Raw genomic sequence first — 19,365 nt, forward strand, 5'->3', positions numbered from 1 at the left:
GACATCCGTGTACCGGTAAAGAGCCATCACGTCGAACGAGCAAGTGAATCATAGGCCAATGCCCAGCGGCTGTCCCGCCAGGCATTTCGGAATATGGCTAAGGCAACCGACTTACAGACAAGTGGCCAGTGCTGCCAGGCGACGTTTGGCCGGCATATTGTCCTGTGCTGCATAGTAGTTGACCGTAGAACCCGCGCCGGTGCTGAGTACATCGACAAAGTAATCGCCACCGGTGGTATACACCGTAAAACCACCCGCCTCGGTCGCTTCCTTGAAGCCGCCAGCATCGACGCCGAACACGCTTTCATCCTGCCAGCCGAACTGGATGCACTGGGCAACGACCAGAGTGGCCTTGTCTGATGCCAGGGTCTTGTAGGGGCTGCCTGCGCGCGCTTCCTTCATCTTCGAACCGGCGCAACCGGTCAGTGCCGCCAGTATCAATGCGCCCATTACCACTTTGTGCATGCCATTGCTTCCTTGGAAAAACCGTGACTCTACCACTGTGCGTCTGCCAACTGACGCGCCCATGAACTTTGTTTCACTGTGAAGGGCAAACACGCCGCCTATAGTGGCCAGGCTCATTTTTTAGAAGTCTCCCTTCTGCCCGCCACCCCGCGGGCTTTTTTTTTGCCCGGGTGTCAAAACCACCAACGGAACAGATAGAACAGCGCCATGCTCAATAGCACCGTGGTCAACACGCTGCGCGTCCAGTACATCAACGCCACGGCGCAGATGCCGGCCAGCAGATAAGGGTTGCTCGGGCTCAGGTTGAGCCGATGGTCAGCCAGGAAAATAATCGGCCCGCAGATCGCGGTGAGCATGCCCGGCACGGCGAAGCCCAGAAATTCACGCGCACCGCGATTGAGCCGTACTGGCAAGCGCGGCTCGATAAACAGGTAACGGTTGAAGAACACCACCAGGCCCATGGCCACAATCATCAGGTAAATCATCGTTGCCCCACTCCCAGCCGTTTACAGGCAAACCCCGCGCTCATCCCCAACACACCCGAGACCACCACCGCCGACTCCCAGTGCAGATAACTCAACCAGACCGAGCTCAGCAGTGCCACGGCAACGCATACCACCGTGGGCACGTCGCGCACCACAGGGGTGATCAAGGCGATAAAGGTCGCGGCAATCGAGAACTCCAGCCCCAATTGATCAAGGCCGGGAATGCTTTTGCCCAGCACAATGCCGGCAAGGGTGAAGAGGTTCCAGACCAGGTAAAACGTCAGGCCGACGCCCAGGGCGTACCAGCGGTTGAAGGTCTCGCGGTCGTAGTGGTTGACCAGGGCAAAGAATTCATCGGTCAACAAGAACCCCAGGCTCATGCGCCAACGGGTGTTGAGCGAAGACAGCGTAGGACGCATGTGCATGCCATAGAGCAGATGCTGGGATGTGAGCAGCAAAGTGGTCAGCACGATGGAAATCAGGCTGGCACCGCTCTTGACCATGCCGATGGCCACCAGTTGTGCGGCACCGGCAAACACAATGGCAGACAAGCCTTGGGCTTGCAGCGGGGTAAATTGCGCGTCAATGGCCATGGAGCCGGCCAGCAACCCCCAGGGCGCACAGGCCAGGGATAAGGGAATGACGGCGATGGCGCCGCGGGTGAAGGCGTAATGAGGTAATGCAGTGGGCATGGAAGCGGCTCATCGACAGACAGTCGACAAGCATGCCAGCGCGAACGAAAGCTTGTCTTGAACGATCTTGCTCAGGCGAGCTTTACCGAAACCTGCTCCACCGAATCCCGGGCTTCGCGCAATTCATACGCATCCTGGTTCAGCCGGTGGATGGTATTGAGCAGGCGCTGGCGCAGCACTTCATCGCCGAGTTTTTCCACGGCGCGCATCAGGTCAAAGGCCGCGGTTTCGTTATTTTCCGCGACGGAATCCAGGGTCTTGCGCAGGTTGCGGGTGGCTCGGGTCACGCGGGGTCTTCCTTCATCAGCAATGGGCAGGCACGTTAGGACATTTGTGTTTCATTTTAATTTCAAACAGTTGTGGCGCTTTCAAAGGGTTTTGATCCATATCAATTGAAACAAGATTTGACCTATATATATGCAAATACGTATATTCGAATATCTCTACTTGAAAAGTCCTTGACCATGTCAGACCTCTTCTCTCCTCCCACCCTGTTCAAGTGCCTGGCCGATGCCACCCGTGCACGGGTGACCTTACTGATCCTGCGCGAGGGCGAACTTTGCGTGTGTGAGTTGATCCATGCCTTGGACGACAGCCAGCCAAAAATCTCCCGCCATCTCGCGCAATTGCGCAGTTGCGGGCTACTGGTGGACCGACGTCAAGGGCAATGGATCTACTACCGCATCAATCCGGCACTGCCCGCCTGGGTTACTCAGGTGCTGGACACCACTCTGCAAGCCAACCAGCCATGGTTGCAGGATGACGCACTGCGTCTGAATGCAATGGGCGACAGACCACAACGGGCCAGCACCTGCTGCTGAGCCATCGGAGCGTTTATTCATGCTTGTCGCAATTGCGATTTTCCTCGTCACCATCGTGCTGGTCATCTGGCAACCCAAGGGCCTGGGCGTCGGCTGGAGTGCCACACTGGGCGCGATCCTGGCGCTGGCCTGCGGGGTGATCAGCCTGGCGGACATCCCGGCGGTGTGGCAGATCATCTGGAACGCCACCGGCACCTTCGTCGCGCTGATCATCATCAGCCTGTTGCTGGACGAAGCCGGTTTCTTCGCCTGGACGGCGCTGCATGTGGCGCGCTGGGGGCGTGGCCGCGGCCGGCGGTTGTTTGCCTATATGGTGTTGCTGGGTGCGCTGGTATCGGCGCTGTTTGCCAACGACGGTGCGGCGTTGATCCTGACGCCTATCGTGATGTCGATGCTGCTGGCCTTGCGCTTTTCCCCGGCGGCGACGCTGGCCTTCGTCATGGGCGCAGGGTTTATCGCCGACACGGCGAGCCTGCCGCTGGTGGTGTCGAACCTGGTGAATATCGTCTCGGCGGACTATTTCAAGATTGGCTTCAACGAATACGCCGCGGTGATGGTGCCGGTGAACCTGGTCAGTGTCGCCGCCACGCTCGCGGTGCTGCTGTGGTTTTTCCGCCGGGATATTCCGCAGACCTACAACCCGTCCGACCTGGAAGACCCCGCCAGTGCCATCCATGACCGTGCGACCTTTCGTGCCGGCTGGTGGGTACTCGGTATTTTGCTGGTCGGCTGTTTCGCCCTGGAACCGTTGGGCATTCCCATCAGTGCGATCTCGGCGTTCTGTGCGGTACTGCTGCTGGTGATTGCTGCCAAAGGTCATCAGATTTCCACGTGCAAGGTCCTCAAGGAAGCCCCGTGGCAGATCGTGATTTTTTCCCTGGGCATGTACCTGGTGGTCTATGGCCTGCGTAACGCCGGCCTGACCGACTACCTGGCCACCTGGCTCGATACCTTCGCCACCTATGGTGTGTGGGGCGCGGCCATGGGCACCGGGGTGCTGACCGCGCTGCTCTCATCAGCCATGAATAACCTGCCGACCGTGCTGATTGGCGCGTTGTCCATCGAGTCCAGCCATGCCGTGGGCGTGGTCAAGGACGCGATGATCTACGCCAATGTGATCGGCAGCGACCTGGGCCCGAAAATCACCCCCATCGGCAGCCTGGCCACCTTGTTGTGGTTGCATATCCTGGCACGCAAAGGCATCACCATCACCTGGGGTTACTACTTCAAGGTCGGGATCGTGCTGACCCTGCCCGTCCTGCTGATCACCCTCGCCGCCCTCGCCTTGCGCCTGAGCGTCTAATGGAGACTGCAATGAAAGTGCTGTTCATGTGTACCGCCAACAGCTGCCGCAGCATCTTGTCCGAAGCGATGTTCAATCACCTGGCGCCGGAGGGATTCGAGGCGATCAGCTCGGGCAGTTTTCCCAGGGGCCAGGTGTTGCCCCGTAGCCTGAGTACGCTGGAGGCGGCGGGCATCAGCATCGAAGGTTTGTACAGCAAGGGCAATGAGGCCTTTCAAGACAGCCCGCCTGATGTGGTCATCACCGTGTGCGATAAAGCAGCCGGTGAAGCGTGCCCAGTATATTTCGGCCCAGCGGTGAAGACGCATTGGGGCCTGGAGGACCCTTCCGAAGTGCAGGGTAACGAGGCGCAAGTAGAGGCAGCATTCAAGGCCACCCTCGACATTATCACCGCACGCTGCGAGGCGTTTTTTGCGCTGCCCTTTGCACGTCTATCGCCGGATGAATTGAAGGCTGAACTCCACCGCATTGCCTCAACGCCGCAGCCTGTGTAGGAGCGAGCTTGCTCGCGAAAAACTCATAGGCACCGCGATCATTCAGGCAACACGCGTTATCGTTGAAGTTTTTCGCGAGCAAGCTCGCTCCTACAGGGGGCGCTGATTCTGTGGGCAATGCATGGCCAATGTGGGAGCTGGCTTGCCTGCGAAAGCGGTGATTCAGTTAAAGATTCAGTGGCTGACACACCGCCTTCGCGAGCAAGCCCGCTCCCACAGGGGATCTGTGCCGGGCGCTGATCCTGTGGGCAATACACGGCCAGTGTGGGAGCTGGCTTGCCTGCGATAGCGGTGGTTCAGTTGAAGATTCAGTCGCTGACGCGCCGCCATCGCGGGCGTTCCTACAGAGGGCGTGGTATCCCTCTCCCGGACTGACGTATGCTCTGGCACTTTCTCGAAAGGAACTGAGCATGCTGTCGATCTTTGTCTATGCGCTGGTATTCGGTTTTGTATTTTGCCTTTCCCCCGGCGCCGTGCTGGCAGAGACTCTGCGCCGCGGCTTGCTCCATGGCTTCACGCCGGCGTTGCTGGTGCAGTTCGGCTCACTGGTGGGCGACGCCGTCTGGGCCGTGATTGGCCTCACCGGTATCGCACTGCTGATCCAGCATGATGCAGTGCGGGTTCCACTTACAATCGTCTGCGCGCTGTACCTGGCCTGGCTGGGCATTCGCAGCCTGATTGATGCCTGGCAGTTACCGGCAATGGACAATGCCCCTGCCAGCTCAGGCAAAAATGCGTTGGCGGTGGGCGCGGCGATTTCCTTGGCTAATCCGAAAAACATCGTCTACTGGGGCGCCTTGGGAAGCGCACTGTCGGGGATTGTCGGCACCACCCCCAGTCACGGACAGACCCTGATGTTTTTTGCCGGCTTCATGCTGGCGTCGGTACTCTCGTGTTTTCTTACCGCCGCCTTGGTGAACCTGCTACGCAAGAACGCATCACCGACTTGGCAGCGTGTGAGTTATGCGGCCTGCGGTTTAGTATTGATCTATCTGGCACTCCTCGCCGCGCAAGGTGTATGAAGTTATTCAACTCACAACTTACGCGCGCCTCTTGTCTGAACAAACTCTGAACACTGGTTAATTTAATTAATCATACGTTGACATTCACTGACGCCCTGAGTAGATTGCCCGTGCCCGCAACTGGGGCCTTTTTTAAACCTCACAAAAGAAGCCAATGGACACAGTATCTAGTCGCTGTCCGAGCACCGCCTTTGCGGGCATCGGGCGCCAAACCCAGAATATGACAGGACTCGCGTTCCAGGTCCGGTAAGCTGCGCTAGAGCTTGATGCTCCACCGTAACTGCCTCACCGGTCGCCCGTCCGGTCCCGAGGTGTGTTATGACCTTCCAACTCCTTGTTTTGCCTGATACGCGCACACTGGTCGCAGCCCTGCGCGCCAAGCTGTGCCGAGCGCCGGCGGGCTTTTCGCCAAGCCGCTCGATCTTTGTCACACCCTCCCCTCAAGTGCGCCCAGCCCCGCCGCTGGCGCACTGGCGTATCTGCCCTGAAAGCGGCCACCTGGTGCAGCACTGGGATCATGCCGACCCTCAAGACCCGCAGAGACCCCAGGTTTCCTGCCTGGCGCAAGCGCGCTTGATGCTCGGTTTCTACCTGAGTACTCACGCCGCCTGACCTCGCTGGAAACAGCAACTTTCTTATTGATGACCCTGGAGTTCTTTATGAACACGTCCAGTAGTAGCCTGCTGCACGCTAGTTAACTAACTTGCTGTTAGCGGGCCCTTCAGAAGTTATTTAAATACTTTATTTTAACCGATCGCGAAGTCCGCGGCTCGGCATGCTTTCGCTCGCCTGTCTGCAGGTAAGTAGAGGGTATGTTTTGTCGAGAATTGGCGACAGGAGTACAGACAATGAGCGCCGTAAAAAACACGCCTCTGCACAAGAAAAATGGCACCGCTGCCGACACCAGGCTGTCGATGCGTGCCGCCCGCGAAGCCCACAATGGCCTGGCGGCCACCCTCGCCAATGTACGCGCCACCCAGGACGGCCTGACCGAACTGGACGCCTCGGCGCGCCTGCAACGCGAAGGCTATAACGAAGTGGCCCATGACAAGCCGCCACACGCTATCGTCCAGTTCCTGCAGGCACTGAACAACCCCTTCATCTACGTGCTGTTGACCCTGGGCGGTATCAGCTTTGTCACCGACTATTGGTTGCCACTTCAGGCAGGTGAAGAAGTCGACCTGACCAAAGTCATCATCATCATGACCATGGTGTTGCTCAGCAGCCTGCTGCGTTTCTGGCAAGAACACCGCTCGGCCAAATCCGCAGAAGCCCTCAAGGCCATGGTACGCACCACCGCCACCGTGCTGCGCCGCGAGCAGGTTGGCGCCCAGCCGGTCTTGCGCGAAGTGCCGATGCGCGACCTGGTGGCCGGCGACATCGTGCAGCTGTCAGCCGGCGACATGATCCCCGCCGATATCCGCCTGATCGAGTCCCGCGACCTGTTTATCAGCCAGGCCGTGCTGACCGGCGAAGCCTTGCCGGTGGAGAAGTACGACACCCTGGGCGATGTCACGCAAAAGTCCGCCTCTACCCTGGCCGCCGACCAGGGCAACCTGCTGGACTTGCCGAACATCTGCTTCATGGGCACCAACGTGGTCAGCGGCCGCGCCAAAGCAGTGGTGGTGGCAACAGGGCCGCGCACTTACTTTGGCTCCCTGGCCAAGGCGATTGTCGGCTCGCGGGTGCAAACCGCCTTCGACCGGGGCGTGAACAGTGTCAGCTGGCTGCTGATCCGCTTCATGCTGGTGATGGTACCCATCGTGTTTTTCCTCAATGGCTTCTCCAAGGGCGATTGGGGCGATGCCTTCCTGTTTGCCCTGGCGGTAGCCGTCGGCCTTACCCCGGAAATGCTGCCGATGATCGTCAGCGCCAACCTGGCCAAGGGGGCTACGGCCATGGCCAAGCGCAAAGTGGTGGTCAAGCGCCTCAATGCGATCCAGAACTTCGGCTCGATGGATGTGCTGTGCACTGACAAGACCGGCACCCTCACCCAGGACAAGATCATCCTCGAGCATCACGTCAATGCCTTTGGCCAGCGCGATGACGCCGTGCTGTCCCTGGCGTGGCTCAACAGCTTTCACCAGAGCGGCATGAAAAACCTGATGGACCAGGCGGTGGTGCAGTTCTCGGAACAGAACCCCAAGTTCCAGGTGCCGTTTGCCTACAGCAAGGTCGATGAATTGCCGTTCGACTTTGTCCGTCGTCGCCTGTCGATCGTGGTCAAGGATGCCGCCGGTGATCAGTTGCTGGTATGCAAGGGAGCGGTGGAAGAGATGCTGAGCATTTCTACCCATGTCATGGAGGCCGGCGAAGCCTTGCCCCTGGATGACCGCCGTCGTGAGGCGCTACTGGCGCTCGCCAATGATTACAACGAAGACGGTTTCCGCGTGCTGGTGGTAGCGACCCGCAATATCCCTAAAGCGCTGGCACGCCAGCAGTACACCACCAGCGACGAACGCAACCTGGTGATCCAGGGCTTCCTGACGTTCCTGGACCCACCGAAGGAAACCGCAGGCCCGGCCATTGCGGCGCTGCAACAGATTGGCGTGGCGATCAAGGTGTTGACCGGCGACAACGCCGTGGTCACCAGCAAGATCTGCCGCCAGGTTGGCCTGGAACCCGGCCAGCCGCTGCTGGGTGTGGAAATCGAAGCCATGGACGACGCCACCCTGCTGCGCCGCGTAGAAGAGCGCACCGTATTCGCCAAGCTCACGCCGCTGCAAAAATCCCGCGTGCTCAAGGCGCTGCAAACCAACGGTCACACCGTCGGCTTCCTCGGTGACGGTATCAACGATGCACCTGCGCTGCGGGATGCCGATGTGGGTATTTCGGTGGACAGCGGCACCGACATCGCCAAGGAATCGGCCGACATCATCCTGCTGGAAAAGAGCCTGATGGTGCTGGAAGAAGGCGTGCTCAAGGGCCGCGAAACCTTCGGCAATATCATGAAGTACCTGAACATGACTGCCAGCTCCAACTTCGGCAACGTGTTCTCGGTGCTGGTGGCCAGTGCGTTCATCCCGTTCATGCCGATGCTGGCGATCCATCTGCTGCTGCAGAACCTGATGTACGACATCTCCCAACTGGCCCTGCCTTGGGACAAGATGGACAAGGAATACCTGGCCAAGCCACGCAAGTGGGATGCGAAAAACATCGGACGCTTCATGATCTGGATCGGGCCGACCTCGTCGATCTTCGACATCACCACCTTTGCGCTGATGTGGTACGTGTTCTCGGCCAACAGTGTGGAAATGCAGACGCTGTTCCAGTCCGGCTGGTTTATCGAAGGGCTGCTCTCGCAAACCCTGGTGGTGCATATGCTGCGCACCCGCAAGATCCCGTTCTTCCAGAGCACGGCCGCCTGGCCGGTGTTGATGATGACCTGCATCGTGATCGCCCTGGGCATCTACGTGCCGTTCTCACCGCTGGGCACCCTGGTGGGCCTGCAACCGCTGCCGCTGGCGTACTTCCCATGGCTGGTGGGCACCTTGCTGGCTTACTGCTGCGTCGCCCAACTGATGAAGACGATCTACATCCGCCGCTTCAAGCAGTGGTACTGACCCTCCCCGCCGTTCAAACGCAGGCGGCCGCCCGGTCGCCTGCGTGCAATACAAGGATTTGCTCATGCGCGTGTTGATCTGTGCAGGTCGTCATTACGCCGACACCAAAAAGTCCCGCCATGTGCTGGACGCTTACCACCGCCTGCGCCCGGTGCAGGTACTGATCCACGGCGGCAACCAGTTCCTGGGCAGTGAGATCGAGGAATGGGCCCGGGAAATCGGTATCGACGTGGTGCGTTATCCACCCAATTGGCAGCGCCATGGCAAACAGGCGGAACGCCAGCGCAATCACTTCATGCTGGCCGACAGCCGCCCCGATCTGATCATTGCCCTGCCGGGCGGTGACGATACCTCGGAGCTGGTTTGCCAGGCCAAAGCCAGCGGCATTTCGGTGCTGACCGTAGAAAGCTGAACTCAAGCGAGGTGCATCATGCACAAAAAACACACGCCGGCACGCCGCGACGGGTTTGCCAAATATCGCGCACGCCACTCTCGCCACACCCTGCTGTTACTGCCGCCAGCAAAGCGCCGCGCATTGCAGCGCAACCTGATCTTTATCGGCGTGATCCTGGGCCTTGTCCTGGTGGCCGCGTTGATTTCAAAAGCGCAAGCCGCAGGCGGCGCTTATGTGGTTGACGACGGCGCGATCAACACGCCGGGTGAATGCAATGTCGACGCCTGGTACAGCGCCCAGCGGCACGCGGGCAGTACCCATAACGGCACCTTGTCGCCCGCCTGCACGTTCAGCGCCATGCCCGCCGTGCAATGGGGCGCCGCGTTGTCACGGGCCGTGGATGCAGGCAAAGGCGAGACGCAGATCAGCCCGCAAGCCAAGGTGCAGGTGCTGTCACGGCAAGACGTGGGCTTGGAACTGGCGATTGCTGTCGGGGCGCATGTCGCGCTGGATCGCCATCACGGGCTTGACGGCGCAGACCTGAACATCCCCCTGACATGGCAACCCCTGGATGCATTGCGCCTGAACCTGAACGCCGGCTGGAGCCACGCCTACAACGACGGTGATCAACAACATCGCCTGACCTGGGGCACGGGGTTCGAATATCAGTTGGCAGAGAAGCTCACGCTGATTGGCGAGCGGTATGGCCAGGAAGGCGGCGAACAGGCCTGGCAGGCTGGGCCGCGTTTGCACATTGGTGAATGTGTTGACGTGGACCTGCTGGTCGGGCGCAGCCTGATTGGCGATCGCGCCCAGTGGCTGACCACTGGGGCGACGCTGAGGTTCTAGGCTTTGGCCTGCTGCTCCAGATGCAGCTGCAATTGCGGATCGATTTGCAACTGACCGGCCAGGTCGTCGAGGTAATTGCGCTCGGCGTCCTGCTGATCATTGACCAGCATCACGCTCGCCAGGTAAATCTCCGCAGCGAGTGCGGGGTCATTGGCATACTCGGCAAAATCGGCGGCATCCAGGGGCTTGGCGACTTCGGCGTCGAGCCACTGCTGCAGTTGTGGGTCGTCGGTATGACGGCCGATCTCGGCAGAAATCATCTGCTGCTCTTGCGCATCGATTTTGCCATCGGCCTTGGCCGCCGCGATCAACGCACGCAGTACGCCGTGGCTATGGGCTTCGGCTTCAGGCCCTTCAAGCTGGTCAACGGTCTGGATAGCTTGCTGCGGTGCCGAAGCCTGTTGGCGTTGCCAGGCTTGATACGCCTGGAAGGCCGCCATCCCCAGGGACGCCAGCGCCGCGTAGTTCATCCCACCGCCGCTGCGCGTCTGGGTAGTACCACCTGCCGGAGCGCCGCCCAACAAGCCGCCCAGGCCACCTAATAAACCACCCAAACCGCCACCCGCCGCAGACGCATTGCCGGTGCCGGCGCCCTTCAACAACCCTCCAAGCAACCCGCCCAGGCCGCCGCCCGAAGCCCCGCCGCCTTGCTGCCCTGCACGCAACAGTTGTTCCAGTAGATCGCTGGTATTCATGGTGTCGCCCTCCGGGGCGCAATAGTGGCATTGATCAAACATAGTCCTCCCGCGATGGAACACCATGACCGTCGGGCGGGCAAGCTTTATGATGGCGCCATCACGCCAAGAAGGGAGAACCGCGGTGAACCGCATCGAGCACATTGCGCTGATGGCCACCTATAACCAATGGATGAACCGCAAGGTCTACGACGCCGCCGCCGCCCTGACGCACGCGCAGTTGACCCTGGACCGCCAAGCGTTTTTCGGTTCGATCTTCGGCACCTTGAACCACCTGATGCTGGGTGACACCGTCTGGCTCAAGCGCTTCGCCGAACACCCGGCCAACTTTGCGGCCTTGGCGCCGCTGAACGGGGTTGCCACGCCCGGCGACCTCAAGCAACTGGCCTTCGCCAGTCTTGCCGAACTAGCGGCCCATCGCGCCTGGCTGGATCAACTCATCATCGATTGGGCCCACAGCCTGCAAGAGCCCCACCTCGACCAACGCCTGCGTTATCACAACATGCGCGGCGTGGCCGCCGAGAAACCCTTCTTCGGTTTGCTGGTGCACTTTTTCAACCACCAGACTCATCACCGCGGCCAGGTGACGACACTGCTGAGCCAGGCGGGTGTGGACGTGGGGGTCACCGACTTGCTGGCACTGATTGACTGAAGGCCGACACGGTCAATGTGGGAGCTGGCTTGCCTGCGATGGTGTAACAGGTTCATACCTGTGACTGACACATCGCTATCGCAGGCAAGCCAGCTCCCACAGTTGCCCTATATTGCCCACAGCATCAGTGCTGTCACTTCACCTTGCTGCTCAAGGTCTCCACGCTGCGCTTCAAATCATCCAGGCTGCGCTTGAGACCGTCGATCTCGCTTTTCTGCCGCTCTATCATGCTCTTCTGCTCATCCACCGTACGCTTGAGACTCGATAGCTGACTGTCACTGCTACTGGCACTCGAACCGTCCTTGCGCTTGAACTCATCAAACGCACGCTCTTGGCCCTCCACTTTGCTTTTCAAGCTTTGCAGTTCGCTTTGACTCTGTTTTTGCCCAGCCTGCAGCGCCTCGACATCCCCCACGGAAACACCCGACGGCTTCAACACATAGGCACCGCCCACGTCCATCGAGCCGGCCGTCAACTTGTCTGAAGACGACGCACTAAATTCGCCCCACTGCACCGCCCTCCCCGCCTGCGCCGAGCTGAACGCGCCAGTGCCCAACAACCCCGCTACACCTGCGGCCATGATCCAAGCCTGCTTACGGATACTGAGCATCAAACGACTCCCTGCGAAATGCCGAAATGGCATATCGCTATGACTGTCATTTATGGGGCTTGTTCCTGGGTTGCAAGCGTTCATCAGGACTTGGTACAAAGGCCATGTAGATCACTGATCTGTCACGTTTTTTTCTGCGCATCTTTATACGGGAAAACCGGCTGGGAGGTTGCGCTGAAGCGGCTGGATCTATATATTCCCAACCCTGTTACACCGCGCTACCGCCCGAATGGCGAAACTGGTAGACGCATGGGACTTAAAATCCCCCGCTCGTAAGGGCGTCCCGGTTCGATTCCGGGTTCGGGCACCATAGATATCAAGGGCTTGCCAGGGAAACCTGGGCAGGCCCTTATCTTTTCTGTTCCGCAATTCTAATAACTGTTCCGCAATTATCCCTCCTCCGGCGTTCTGCCGACCTATCTCCCAACCCATAATTTGCCTGCTACCCTGTTCACCCTACGGAGGAACAACAATGCCGAATTCAGACCTAATCCCTTCCCTGCTTTCCAAACTCTACGAAAACCAGCTCGCCCTCGAAGCGTCCATCCTGGAATTGTCTAACTGGGTGGAGCAGCGTGGCTCCGCCGAGGTAGCAGACAACGTGCGAGGCGCCCTCTTCACAATCGGCCACAATGAAGAATTCATCAAAATGTCTCTGGCTGTCCTTATGACGGAGGAATGAGCACTACTTGCAGGCCACCGTCCAGAGTTGGTCCAGCTTAGTGGTATAGCTCTGGCTCATCATCTCTCGACGCATACCCCAGTCAGGGTTGGTAGGTACGCTGGCAGATCGAAGCGTTCCCCTTCCCCAACGTTCATTGATCTGATCAAGAACCGTCATCACCTGGGTTGCCTCGGTCGGCTGCGATATTGCAAAAAGATCATCGGTGTATTCGCCTGGCTGGCACAGGTTGAGCAGCATTACCTCGGCCTTGCTGTATTTGAAACCCGGCCGGAAAATCCTGTCGAGCGCATCGACGGCGGCTTTCGTGAGCAGGCGCACGTCATCGGTGGGGTATGGCATATCCACCACCACGCCGTTGGCGTACTTTGCCTCCTCCGGATTGAACATGCCTGTGCGGATGCACACGCGGACCTTCTTGCAGAGTGAGTTCTGCGCACGCAGCTTTTCCGAGGCTCGCATCATGTAGGTGGCCACCGCCTCCTTGATCGGTGGCAGCTCAGTCAGCCGCTTGCCGAACATCCGACTGCAGCAGATTTCCTGCTTCGGCGGGTCCGGCTCGTCCAGCTCCAAGCACGACGTGCCGGCCAGTTCACGCGCCGTTTTCTCGAGCACTACGCTGAATTTCTTACGGAGCGTCCAAGGATCTGCTTTGGCCAGGTCCATCGCTGATTTTATGCCCATGGCGTCGAGGTGGAGTTTCATTTTGCGGCCCACGCCCCACACTTCGCAGACGTCAGTATTACGCAGGACCCAATCGCGCTTGATCGGATCGGTGATGTTCACTACACCACCGGTTTGAGCTTGCAATCGCTTTGCCGTGTGGTTGGCCAGCTTGGCCAAGGTCTTGGTGTTCGCTATTCCAACCCCCACTGGAATGCCAGTGCAGCGCAGCACTCGCCCCCTGATTTGACGACCCAAAGCATCCAGCCCGGGAATACCCGATAGGTCAGCAAACGCCTCATCGATACTGTAAATTTCAACGGCAGGAACCATCGATTCGATCAGAGTCATCACTCGCTCGCTCATGTCGCCATAGAGTGCGTAGTTAGACGAGAAGGGAATGATGCCGTGTTGCTTCAGCTTGTTTTTGATTAGAAAATACGGCTCGCCCATCTTGATAAACGGCTTGGCGTCGTAGCTGCGGGCAATGACGCAGCCATCGTTATTGCTCAGTACGACGATAGGCACCTTTGCCAGATCTGGACGAAAGACCCGTTCGCAACTCGCATAGAAACTGTTGCAGTCAATCAGCGCGAAGACCGGCGCGTTAGACATGACTGCGCACCGTGCTGGTGATCACGCCCCAGATCGATAGCTCATCCCCCTCCAGGACATACCGCGCTGGGTATTTCGGATTCTCTGACAGAAGAATCACCTCTTTCCCACGCTTGCACAGTCGCTTGCAGACAGGATCATTATTCAAGAGAGCCACAACAACGTGCCCATGGGCCGGCTCAATTGACCGATCCACAACAGCCAGGTCTCCCTCAAAAATTCCCGCCCCTTGCATACTTTCGCCAGTAATCGCGATCAGATAGACGTGCGGCGCCCTGATATTTAGGACCTCATCCAATGAGATGTGCTGTTCGATGTGATCGGCTGCCGGTGATGGGAACCCAGCAGGTACACGAAACGAGCAGAAAGGCAGCTTCGTGCCGCCTTCGGATATAGGACCTAAAATGGTAAAGCTCATGATGCAGCCTTCTACACATACTGTACGAATGTACAGTTAACTTTGCAGCCGGCTTGCGGTCAATTTTTCTGTAGGGGATTTCGACAGACGGAGAGGTGCCTATGTGCGGAAGGCTTTCGCAGTACCGGGGAATCCACGACTTCGTTGCAGCGCTGAGCATGCCCAATGCTCTGGCGAACTCTGTGGGCGATCAGCCGATTGAGCGGTACAACGTGGCGCCATCGACTGCGGTTGCATTGCTGCATCTGCAGGGCGATTTGCTCCACGCCGATCCAGTTCGCTGGGGATGGCGGCCGCATTGGGCGAAAGACAGGGCAGCGCCGATAAATGCCCGAGTGGAGAAGGTAGCCCACGGCCCGTTCTTCCGGGCGATTTGGCCGCACCGGGCCATCACGCCTATCGACAACTGGTTTGAGTGGGTGGACGAAGGTGGGCCCAAGAAGCAGCCCTACCTGATCCGCCGGCGGGATGGTGCACCGATATTCTGCGCTGCCATTGGCCAGCTACCGGACGCTGATGAAGGCCCGGGCGAGCATGATGGCTTCGTGATCATCACCGCCGATAGCGCCGGGGGCATGGTGGACATTCACGACCGGCGGCCTGTGGCGCTGACGCCAGACCTGGCACGGGAATGGTTGGACCCGGCCACGCCCAAGGAGCGAGCCGAACAGATGGCGCTCCACCAGGGCGAACCCTCCGAGGTATTCGAGTGGTTCAAGGTTGATACGACTGTGGGCAACGTGCGGAACCAACAGGCCGGAGTTATCAATCCTGTCAACGCGCAATAGTCCGAACATACGCCTGACAAGCACGCAACGCGATTATCGCGTTATCCCCGTCACCGGTGATGCGGACAATTCGTTGCGCATGCGCTGGGTCAAGCTGGGCTCGACGGGCTGCATGAACCACGACAACGGCACCGAGGGAGAGGCATGCACATCGCAGCCGTCTGCTGAATTATTTATACTCACCTTTTATGTTGTCGCCCTTCGCCGGTGCAGCCGTGCTGCTGGCCGTGCTGAAATAGCTCTTGAAGTGAGTAATGAAGGTTTCGGTCAGATGGCCGTGATAATACGCATAGATGTAATCACTGATAGGCTCACCCTTGGGAGCACGGATATTGAAAGTCAATACATTATCGCCAACGACTGGACACATATAGGCTTGCTTCGCAACCTGCGGAGCTTTATGCGTAAAGTTGCCTTGTTTGTTTTCCTCCCATGTTGTGATCTTGTCCTTCTGCTCATCTTGATTAACACGCTTTTTGAAGGCATCAAGCAACGCTTGTGGCTTGGTTGTTGCAAAAGTGACTGACATTTCGACTTCCTATCTCATGAATGAAGTCAGACTGATATCACCCGGCAACCTAAACAATCAATCTATACTTTAGTTGCAAGACTGGACCAAGGCCTCCAACTGCTTCTCATACCCGATTCTCTGCCTGCGCTCAGCCAGCAGCGCGCGCACCTTGAGTTCCAGACCATCGGACTTTTTCAGGCCTTGCGCCGCCCACGGCGGGACTGCGACCTCCTTAATCTTGCATGGCACCAGCACGGGCACCTCGACGCGAACAGTGCGCACCTCTGGCGGGCGGACCGCGCATCCGGACAAAATCATGGCCAGCACCACCAGCAAAGCCCTCATAGACCCAACTCCTTATCGATGATCGCCCTGGCAGCCTGTGCCGGATCACCACCGGTTCGCTCCCGCAATAGGTTATTGGCTGCCGCGTAGTCTGGCCGGGCCTCCTGCCGGGCTTTCTCCTGCGCCAGCGCGGCGTTCCGCTCCCGCAGCTCACCGGCCTGCACTAGTTCGCCGAGCTTCCTGCCCTGCTCCACAGCCAGAGCTTCCAAGCTATCCAGGGCCGATCTGGTGGTTACCAGGTTTGTGTTCGCTGCATCGAGTAGCGGTCTGTAATGCCGCGCGGCCAACCAGGCCCCGCAACCACCACCCAAGACCAGCAGCAGGATCACCACTAGGACCAAGCCAGCCAACTTCTGCGCCAACGTCATACCAGCACCTTCAGCGCCTTGTCGTACAGCGCCTGGCGGTCGGCCTGTCCGGTGAGCCCACCATTGATGCGCTTGGTGATCTTCTCGAACTGACCCTGATCCGCCAGCGTGTTCAGGCCCTTAGTCGACCAGAACCAGGCCGCTGACATAGCGGCGTTCTGGGGCATCTCAAGCAATTCAGGCCTGTTGATCAGGTCTAGGCCAAGGGCCTCGCCGCACGCGGCATAGTTGGCGCGCCCGGTGACCTGGATCAGCCCGCGCCCGCGATACTTGGAACCGTCCCCCTTCACGGTGTTGCCCAGATCGGCACGACCTTCGTACCCGGCCTGCTGTTTCGTTGGCCCCCAAATCTCCCGCACGTATCGCAACTGGCCCGACTCATGCCCAACCTGGGCGATGAACGCCGCGATGCGCAGCGGGGTGACAATGGCGTGTCGACTCATCGCCGCATTCAGCACAGGAACAAAAACGCCGGCATTGCGGCCGGCGTTCGGGAGTATCTGCAGCATTTGCTGCTCGGTGATAGGCATGGCTTTTCTCCAGGCGAAAAAAAACCGCTCAAGGCGGCTGGTGGTGCGCGGTACCCGTTAAGCCGGGACGACGGGCCATTCAATGGATTGCGGATAGTCCGCCTGGTCGACCACTCGGCTAAGCGCCAGCCGATACTTCTTCCATACCTTCAGGGCAGCGAGCTCCGCATCCGTGGCTTCGTCGACATCAACCGCATCCTGAAGTGGCGCGATAGCGTAGTCGGCGGCTGAACGTAGCTTGGCGATTTCTTCCTGGGCGGCTTCCAGGGGATCGGCTGGAGTTGGGGGCAATTGAGGAATCTCCTGGGCCGGCAGGGCGTCAACTGCCACATGCAGAGTAATACTGTGTGCCAGATCTGCAGGCTCACCGTCTTTAGCAACGCTCACCGCCAGCACCCCGTCATGGTAGCTGATCGCTACTGAGCAAGCCGCATCCATCTGGTTCAAAACGTAGCCCCAACCTTCAGGGGCCAGCGCCATCCCGAGCGTGCCGTAGACCAGGTACTGGCCGGGTCCGGGGTGTTCTGTGGTAATGGAGTCGACACCCAGGGAGGCGATGTCAATGACAGCGCCAGTTGCGCCTAGAATGTTTACCGCTGCGCGAGTAGTCATTTAAATAGCCTTTAAGGTGCCGTCTGCGGCACGAGTGGTGTTTCCAGTGTGGTAAACGCTATACGTGGGACCGAAGGTTCCAGCGGCACCAGGCGTGGTGCGGAAGTGCAGCGAACCGGTGCCTTGCGAAACGGGAATGAAGATTTGCGCCTCATATCCAACGTTGTACGGAATTCGAATTAGGGTTGAGTAGCTCAGCCCAGACGAAGAACCATTATTGAGAAACTTGTAGAACGCGCCCTGTTGGCCAGGTTCGCCGGGCCTGTCCATCTGATAGGCGTCTGGGGCGACATTGGAAAACATCCCGCTGAGAACGCCCGCCGGGATCAAGTCGCCGTTAGTAAGGCCAAAGTTTTTTGCAGAAGCTGTACCCAGGTCCAGAGCTACCTTGGCTGCTGCCTTGGTGGTAGTACCTAAACCACCATTTGCAAACGGGACAACCGTCATGCTGGAGACGGGGCCAAGCCCTGCGAGCGTTGCTCCCCACTGCTGAACCATCAGGTTGACCGCATCGGCCAGGGCCTTTGGGTAGCCGTTTACAGGGACAATGCCGTAGGACGCACCGGAGACATTGGCTCCGCGATAAGCCGGCGAGATCGACACGGAGGTATCGCTCGACGGATTGATAACCTGATAGACGCCGTTATCCGGACCGACAAACATGTCGCCGGAGCGGCAGTTAGAAAACTTCGTACCGACACCAGTCACAACGGTGTTGCCGTTATTGACGGTGACGGTTCCTTCTGAGAACCAAGAAGCCATATTTTTCTCCAGGCAAAAAAATACCCGCGCTCGGCAGGCTTTTTGAGTAAGTAAATCAGTTGAAGGGAAATGGCAGGTTGGCCGTTTCGATCACCAAAGCCGTCGGTAGCCTATCCGTTGCAATCTGCGAAAAGTTCGGTGGCATTGGAGTACCACTCACAACCGTCGGGCTATCTTCAGGTGTCCCCCCGGCAGGTCCGAACATAAACTGAATGCCACCTACAACCCCGCCACATCCTTCACTGCCACCGTAACGATAAGTCACCTTCGCCTCGTTGCTCCCGTACAACCAAATCTGACACCCCCTACTCCAGGGAAGGTACGCGGCGTACTCAATGCCCGACTTGATATTAATCGTTACCTTTGCGGTGAATATATTTGACTGGTAACTGGGAAGTGTTTGGCGCTGCTCAACGTTCAAGACGGCATTCGCGTATGGCCTGCTACCCGTCGGGATTGGGTATTGCGACTCCTGCGTTCCCGTCGGCGCAGGCGCTTGAATGGATGCAACCACATTTAAGGCCAGTTGCAGAGAGTTAAACGTAACTGCACCGTCCGTTTGCCGGGTTTTGAGGTACGGAGACCCCGCAATAGAGTCCTTCATCAAATCAAAGCAATAGAACTTAGTATTCACGCTTGCATTGGTGTAAAGAAAAGTCATTGAATCGCCGGTAATCTTTGTCCCCTGCAAGCAGCCGCTGCCAGTGAGAAATACAATTGGGGACGTGACTCCAACCACAGTGAAGCCATAAATGACATCTGAAAAGGCAACGCTAGGACTTACACCTCCGCTTGTCCAATTTCCACCCCAATTAGGATCTACGTTCCCTCCTTTAAAACTTCGACGCCACCAGGTCTCGATAACGCTCAGGTTTCCGCTTTTCACAAGACCATAGGTAATTTTGGCCGTATCAAACAGAAGGCTGCCATCTTGTTTTTTAACTACGAGATTAGCCATTAATAATAACCGTAGTAAATAATGCAATTGGCTGAAAAATTACCCCAGCCATTGGTGTTGTACGAGTA

General features: G+C 58.3%; 26 protein-coding genes, 1 tRNA gene and 1 pseudogene. 12 read left to right on the forward strand and 16 right to left on the reverse strand.

What is annotated here, in order from left to right; translation table 11 throughout:
- Positions 1-111: 111 nt before the first annotated feature.
- The 4 genes from JFT58_RS20885 to JFT58_RS20900 form a co-directional block, all read right to left on the reverse strand.
- Positions 112-465 carry a hypothetical protein gene (locus tag JFT58_RS20885; RefSeq protein ID WP_054897292.1) on the reverse strand — a complete coding sequence of 118 codons (354 nt, stop codon included), beginning with the start codon at positions 463-465 and terminating at the stop codon, positions 112-114.
- A gap of 173 nt (positions 466-638) precedes the next feature.
- Complete coding sequence (locus tag JFT58_RS20890; protein WP_014718527.1) at positions 639-950, reverse strand: AzlD domain-containing protein; 312 nt, start codon at positions 948-950, stop codon at positions 639-641.
- On the reverse strand, positions 947-1,642 hold the full coding sequence (locus tag JFT58_RS20895; protein ID WP_054897293.1) for an AzlC family ABC transporter permease: 696 nt from the start codon (positions 1,640-1,642) through the stop codon (positions 947-949). The genes JFT58_RS20890 and JFT58_RS20895 overlap by 4 nt, the downstream gene beginning before the upstream one ends.
- A 71-nt stretch (positions 1,643-1,713) precedes the next feature.
- Positions 1,714-1,929: a hypothetical protein gene (locus JFT58_RS20900; protein WP_003191339.1), complete on the reverse strand. Its 216-nt coding sequence runs from the start codon at positions 1,927-1,929 to the stop codon at positions 1,714-1,716.
- Positions 1,930-2,106: 177 nt separating this feature from the next.
- On the opposite strand from JFT58_RS20900, the gene JFT58_RS20905 reads away from it, so the two are divergent.
- From JFT58_RS20905 to JFT58_RS20940, 8 genes are all read left to right on the forward strand, one after another.
- Positions 2,107-2,463, forward strand: a complete 357-nt coding sequence (locus JFT58_RS20905; RefSeq protein ID WP_034127507.1) for a metalloregulator ArsR/SmtB family transcription factor — start codon at positions 2,107-2,109, stop codon at positions 2,461-2,463.
- 19 nt (positions 2,464-2,482) lie between these two features.
- Positions 2,483-3,766 (forward strand): arsenic transporter, encoded by a 1,284-nt coding sequence (locus tag JFT58_RS20910; protein ID WP_054897294.1) that lies wholly within the window; start codon positions 2,483-2,485, stop codon positions 3,764-3,766.
- Positions 3,767-3,777: 11 nt separating this feature from the next.
- A complete protein-coding gene (locus JFT58_RS20915) occupies positions 3,778-4,260 on the forward strand; it encodes an arsenate reductase ArsC (protein WP_054897295.1) in 483 nt (160 codons plus the stop codon).
- A 410-nt stretch (positions 4,261-4,670) separates the two neighbouring features.
- Positions 4,671-5,282 (forward strand): LysE family transporter, encoded by a 612-nt coding sequence (locus JFT58_RS20920; protein WP_054897296.1) that lies wholly within the window; start codon positions 4,671-4,673, stop codon positions 5,280-5,282.
- A gap of 318 nt (positions 5,283-5,600) precedes the next feature.
- Positions 5,601-5,894: a hypothetical protein gene (locus JFT58_RS20925; protein WP_054897297.1), complete on the forward strand. Its 294-nt coding sequence runs from the start codon at positions 5,601-5,603 to the stop codon at positions 5,892-5,894.
- Positions 5,895-6,130: 236 nt separating this feature from the next.
- Positions 6,131-8,845: a magnesium-translocating P-type ATPase gene (gene mgtA, locus JFT58_RS20930; RefSeq protein WP_034127512.1), complete on the forward strand. Its 2,715-nt coding sequence runs from the start codon at positions 6,131-6,133 to the stop codon at positions 8,843-8,845.
- A gap of 64 nt (positions 8,846-8,909) precedes the next feature.
- Positions 8,910-9,257, forward strand: a complete 348-nt coding sequence (locus JFT58_RS20935; protein ID WP_003191350.1) for a DUF2493 domain-containing protein — start codon at positions 8,910-8,912, stop codon at positions 9,255-9,257.
- An 18-nt stretch (positions 9,258-9,275) separates the two neighbouring features.
- Positions 9,276-10,088, forward strand: a complete 813-nt coding sequence (locus tag JFT58_RS20940; RefSeq protein ID WP_054897298.1) for a hypothetical protein — start codon at positions 9,276-9,278, stop codon at positions 10,086-10,088.
- Here JFT58_RS20940 and JFT58_RS20945 read toward each other — a convergent pair.
- Positions 10,085-10,783 (reverse strand): tellurite resistance TerB family protein, encoded by a 699-nt coding sequence (locus tag JFT58_RS20945; protein WP_034127613.1) that lies wholly within the window; start codon positions 10,781-10,783, stop codon positions 10,085-10,087. The two genes, JFT58_RS20940 and JFT58_RS20945, sit on opposite strands and share 4 nt — an antisense overlap.
- Before the next feature lie 124 nt (positions 10,784-10,907).
- On the opposite strand from JFT58_RS20945, the gene JFT58_RS20950 reads away from it, so the two are divergent.
- Positions 10,908-11,435: a DinB family protein gene (locus tag JFT58_RS20950; RefSeq protein WP_054897299.1), complete on the forward strand. Its 528-nt coding sequence runs from the start codon at positions 10,908-10,910 to the stop codon at positions 11,433-11,435.
- Between the two features lie 133 nt (positions 11,436-11,568).
- Here JFT58_RS20950 and JFT58_RS20955 read toward each other — a convergent pair whose 3' ends face one another.
- Positions 11,569-12,045, reverse strand: a complete 477-nt coding sequence (locus JFT58_RS20955) for a hypothetical protein (protein ID WP_054897300.1) — start codon at positions 12,043-12,045, stop codon at positions 11,569-11,571.
- Between the two features lie 223 nt (positions 12,046-12,268).
- Here JFT58_RS20955 and JFT58_RS20960 point away from each other — a divergent pair.
- A tRNA-Leu gene (locus JFT58_RS20960) sits at positions 12,269-12,355 on the forward strand.
- A 162-nt stretch (positions 12,356-12,517) separates the two neighbouring features.
- On the forward strand, positions 12,518-12,727 hold the full coding sequence (locus tag JFT58_RS20965; protein WP_034135893.1) for a hypothetical protein: 210 nt from the start codon (positions 12,518-12,520) through the stop codon (positions 12,725-12,727).
- A 3-nt stretch (positions 12,728-12,730) separates the two neighbouring features.
- Here JFT58_RS20965 and umuC read toward each other — a convergent pair whose 3' ends face one another.
- Complete coding sequence (gene umuC / locus JFT58_RS20970; protein ID WP_198834514.1) at positions 12,731-14,005, reverse strand: translesion error-prone DNA polymerase V subunit UmuC; 1,275 nt, start codon at positions 14,003-14,005, stop codon at positions 12,731-12,733.
- A complete protein-coding gene (locus JFT58_RS20975) occupies positions 13,998-14,423 on the reverse strand; it encodes a LexA family protein (RefSeq protein WP_034135895.1) in 426 nt (141 codons plus the stop codon). Before JFT58_RS20975 ends, umuC begins: the two co-directional genes overlap by 8 nt.
- A 101-nt stretch (positions 14,424-14,524) precedes the next feature.
- Between JFT58_RS20975 and JFT58_RS20980 the strand changes: the two genes are divergently transcribed.
- Positions 14,525-15,211, forward strand: a complete 687-nt coding sequence (locus JFT58_RS20980; protein ID WP_054897306.1) for an SOS response-associated peptidase family protein — start codon at positions 14,525-14,527, stop codon at positions 15,209-15,211.
- On the opposite strand, the pseudogene JFT58_RS30370 reads toward JFT58_RS20980, so the two are convergent.
- The 8 genes and pseudogenes from JFT58_RS30370 to JFT58_RS21015 all read right to left on the reverse strand — a co-directional run.
- Positions 15,198-15,376 (reverse strand): annotated as a pseudogene (locus JFT58_RS30370) (lysis protein); the annotation flags it as partial. The gene JFT58_RS20980 and the pseudogene JFT58_RS30370 overlap by 14 nt on opposite strands.
- Before the next feature lie 4 nt (positions 15,377-15,380).
- A complete protein-coding gene (locus JFT58_RS20985; protein ID WP_054897307.1) occupies positions 15,381-15,740 on the reverse strand; it encodes a hypothetical protein in 360 nt (119 codons plus the stop codon).
- Positions 15,741-15,809: 69 nt separating this feature from the next.
- Entirely contained in the window at positions 15,810-16,067 is a 258-nt protein-coding gene (locus JFT58_RS20990; protein ID WP_054897308.1) for a hypothetical protein, read from the reverse strand.
- Positions 16,064-16,435: a hypothetical protein gene (locus JFT58_RS20995; protein ID WP_198834515.1), complete on the reverse strand. Its 372-nt coding sequence runs from the start codon at positions 16,433-16,435 to the stop codon at positions 16,064-16,066. The genes JFT58_RS20990 and JFT58_RS20995 overlap by 4 nt, the downstream gene beginning before the upstream one ends.
- On the reverse strand, positions 16,432-16,965 hold the full coding sequence (locus tag JFT58_RS21000) for a glycoside hydrolase family 19 protein (RefSeq protein ID WP_054897310.1): 534 nt from the start codon (positions 16,963-16,965) through the stop codon (positions 16,432-16,434). The genes JFT58_RS20995 and JFT58_RS21000 overlap by 4 nt, the downstream gene beginning before the upstream one ends.
- A gap of 57 nt (positions 16,966-17,022) precedes the next feature.
- A complete protein-coding gene (locus JFT58_RS21005; RefSeq protein ID WP_054897311.1) occupies positions 17,023-17,577 on the reverse strand; it encodes a tail fiber assembly protein in 555 nt (184 codons plus the stop codon).
- Entirely contained in the window at positions 17,578-18,339 is a 762-nt protein-coding gene (locus tag JFT58_RS21010) for a hypothetical protein (RefSeq protein WP_054897312.1), read from the reverse strand.
- A gap of 55 nt (positions 18,340-18,394) precedes the next feature.
- On the reverse strand, positions 18,395-19,297 hold the full coding sequence (locus JFT58_RS21015) for a hypothetical protein (protein ID WP_233095417.1): 903 nt from the start codon (positions 19,295-19,297) through the stop codon (positions 18,395-18,397).
- Positions 19,298-19,365 lie beyond the last annotated feature (68 nt).

Source organism: Pseudomonas sp. MF6767, assembly GCF_016405475.1.
GTDB classification, from domain to species: domain Bacteria; phylum Pseudomonadota; class Gammaproteobacteria; order Pseudomonadales; family Pseudomonadaceae; genus Aquipseudomonas; species Aquipseudomonas paracarnis.

What these genes read in the sequence shown, in the direction of transcription:
- mgtA (WP_034127512.1), top strand. Translation starts at nt 6,131, where the DNA reads ATGAGCGCCGTAAAAAACACGCCTCTGCACAAGAAAAATGGCACCGCT.
- JFT58_RS20965 (WP_034135893.1), top strand. Translation starts at nt 12,518, where the DNA reads ATGCCGAATTCAGACCTAATCCCTTCCCTGCTTTCCAAACTCTACGAA.
- JFT58_RS20990 (WP_054897308.1), bottom strand. Translation starts at nt 16,067, where the DNA reads ATGAGGGCTTTGCTGGTGGTGCTGGCCATGATTTTGTCCGGATGCGCG.
- JFT58_RS21010 (WP_054897312.1), bottom strand. Translation starts at nt 18,339, where the DNA reads ATGGCTTCTTGGTTCTCAGAAGGAACCGTCACCGTCAATAACGGCAAC.
- JFT58_RS20885 (WP_054897292.1), bottom strand. Translation starts at nt 465, where the DNA reads ATGCACAAAGTGGTAATGGGCGCATTGATACTGGCGGCACTGACCGGT.
- JFT58_RS20935 (WP_003191350.1), top strand. Translation starts at nt 8,910, where the DNA reads ATGCGCGTGTTGATCTGTGCAGGTCGTCATTACGCCGACACCAAAAAG.
- JFT58_RS21005 (WP_054897311.1), bottom strand. Translation starts at nt 17,577, where the DNA reads ATGACTACTCGCGCAGCGGTAAACATTCTAGGCGCAACTGGCGCTGTC.
- JFT58_RS20995 (WP_198834515.1), bottom strand. Translation starts at nt 16,435, where the DNA reads ATGACGTTGGCGCAGAAGTTGGCTGGCTTGGTCCTAGTGGTGATCCTG.
- JFT58_RS20895 (WP_054897293.1), bottom strand. Translation starts at nt 1,642, where the DNA reads ATGCCCACTGCATTACCTCATTACGCCTTCACCCGCGGCGCCATCGCC.
- JFT58_RS20945 (WP_034127613.1), bottom strand. Translation starts at nt 10,783, where the DNA reads ATGAATACCAGCGATCTACTGGAACAACTGTTGCGTGCAGGGCAGCAA.
- JFT58_RS20940 (WP_054897298.1), top strand. Translation starts at nt 9,276, where the DNA reads ATGCACAAAAAACACACGCCGGCACGCCGCGACGGGTTTGCCAAATAT.
- JFT58_RS21000 (WP_054897310.1), bottom strand. Translation starts at nt 16,965, where the DNA reads ATGCCTATCACCGAGCAGCAAATGCTGCAGATACTCCCGAACGCCGGC.
- JFT58_RS20925 (WP_054897297.1), top strand. Translation starts at nt 5,601, where the DNA reads ATGACCTTCCAACTCCTTGTTTTGCCTGATACGCGCACACTGGTCGCA.
- JFT58_RS20955 (WP_054897300.1), bottom strand. Translation starts at nt 12,045, where the DNA reads ATGCTCAGTATCCGTAAGCAGGCTTGGATCATGGCCGCAGGTGTAGCG.
- umuC (WP_198834514.1), bottom strand. Translation starts at nt 14,005, where the DNA reads ATGTCTAACGCGCCGGTCTTCGCGCTGATTGACTGCAACAGTTTCTAT.
- JFT58_RS21015 (WP_233095417.1), bottom strand. Translation starts at nt 19,297, where the DNA reads ATGGCTAATCTCGTAGTTAAAAAACAAGATGGCAGCCTTCTGTTTGAT.
- JFT58_RS20905 (WP_034127507.1), top strand. Translation starts at nt 2,107, where the DNA reads ATGTCAGACCTCTTCTCTCCTCCCACCCTGTTCAAGTGCCTGGCCGAT.
- JFT58_RS20915 (WP_054897295.1), top strand. Translation starts at nt 3,778, where the DNA reads ATGAAAGTGCTGTTCATGTGTACCGCCAACAGCTGCCGCAGCATCTTG.
- JFT58_RS20980 (WP_054897306.1), top strand. Translation starts at nt 14,525, where the DNA reads ATGTGCGGAAGGCTTTCGCAGTACCGGGGAATCCACGACTTCGTTGCA.
- JFT58_RS20910 (WP_054897294.1), top strand. Translation starts at nt 2,483, where the DNA reads ATGCTTGTCGCAATTGCGATTTTCCTCGTCACCATCGTGCTGGTCATC.
- JFT58_RS20890 (WP_014718527.1), bottom strand. Translation starts at nt 950, where the DNA reads ATGATTTACCTGATGATTGTGGCCATGGGCCTGGTGGTGTTCTTCAAC.
- JFT58_RS20920 (WP_054897296.1), top strand. Translation starts at nt 4,671, where the DNA reads ATGCTGTCGATCTTTGTCTATGCGCTGGTATTCGGTTTTGTATTTTGC.
- JFT58_RS20985 (WP_054897307.1), bottom strand. Translation starts at nt 15,740, where the DNA reads ATGTCAGTCACTTTTGCAACAACCAAGCCACAAGCGTTGCTTGATGCC.
- JFT58_RS20975 (WP_034135895.1), bottom strand. Translation starts at nt 14,423, where the DNA reads ATGAGCTTTACCATTTTAGGTCCTATATCCGAAGGCGGCACGAAGCTG.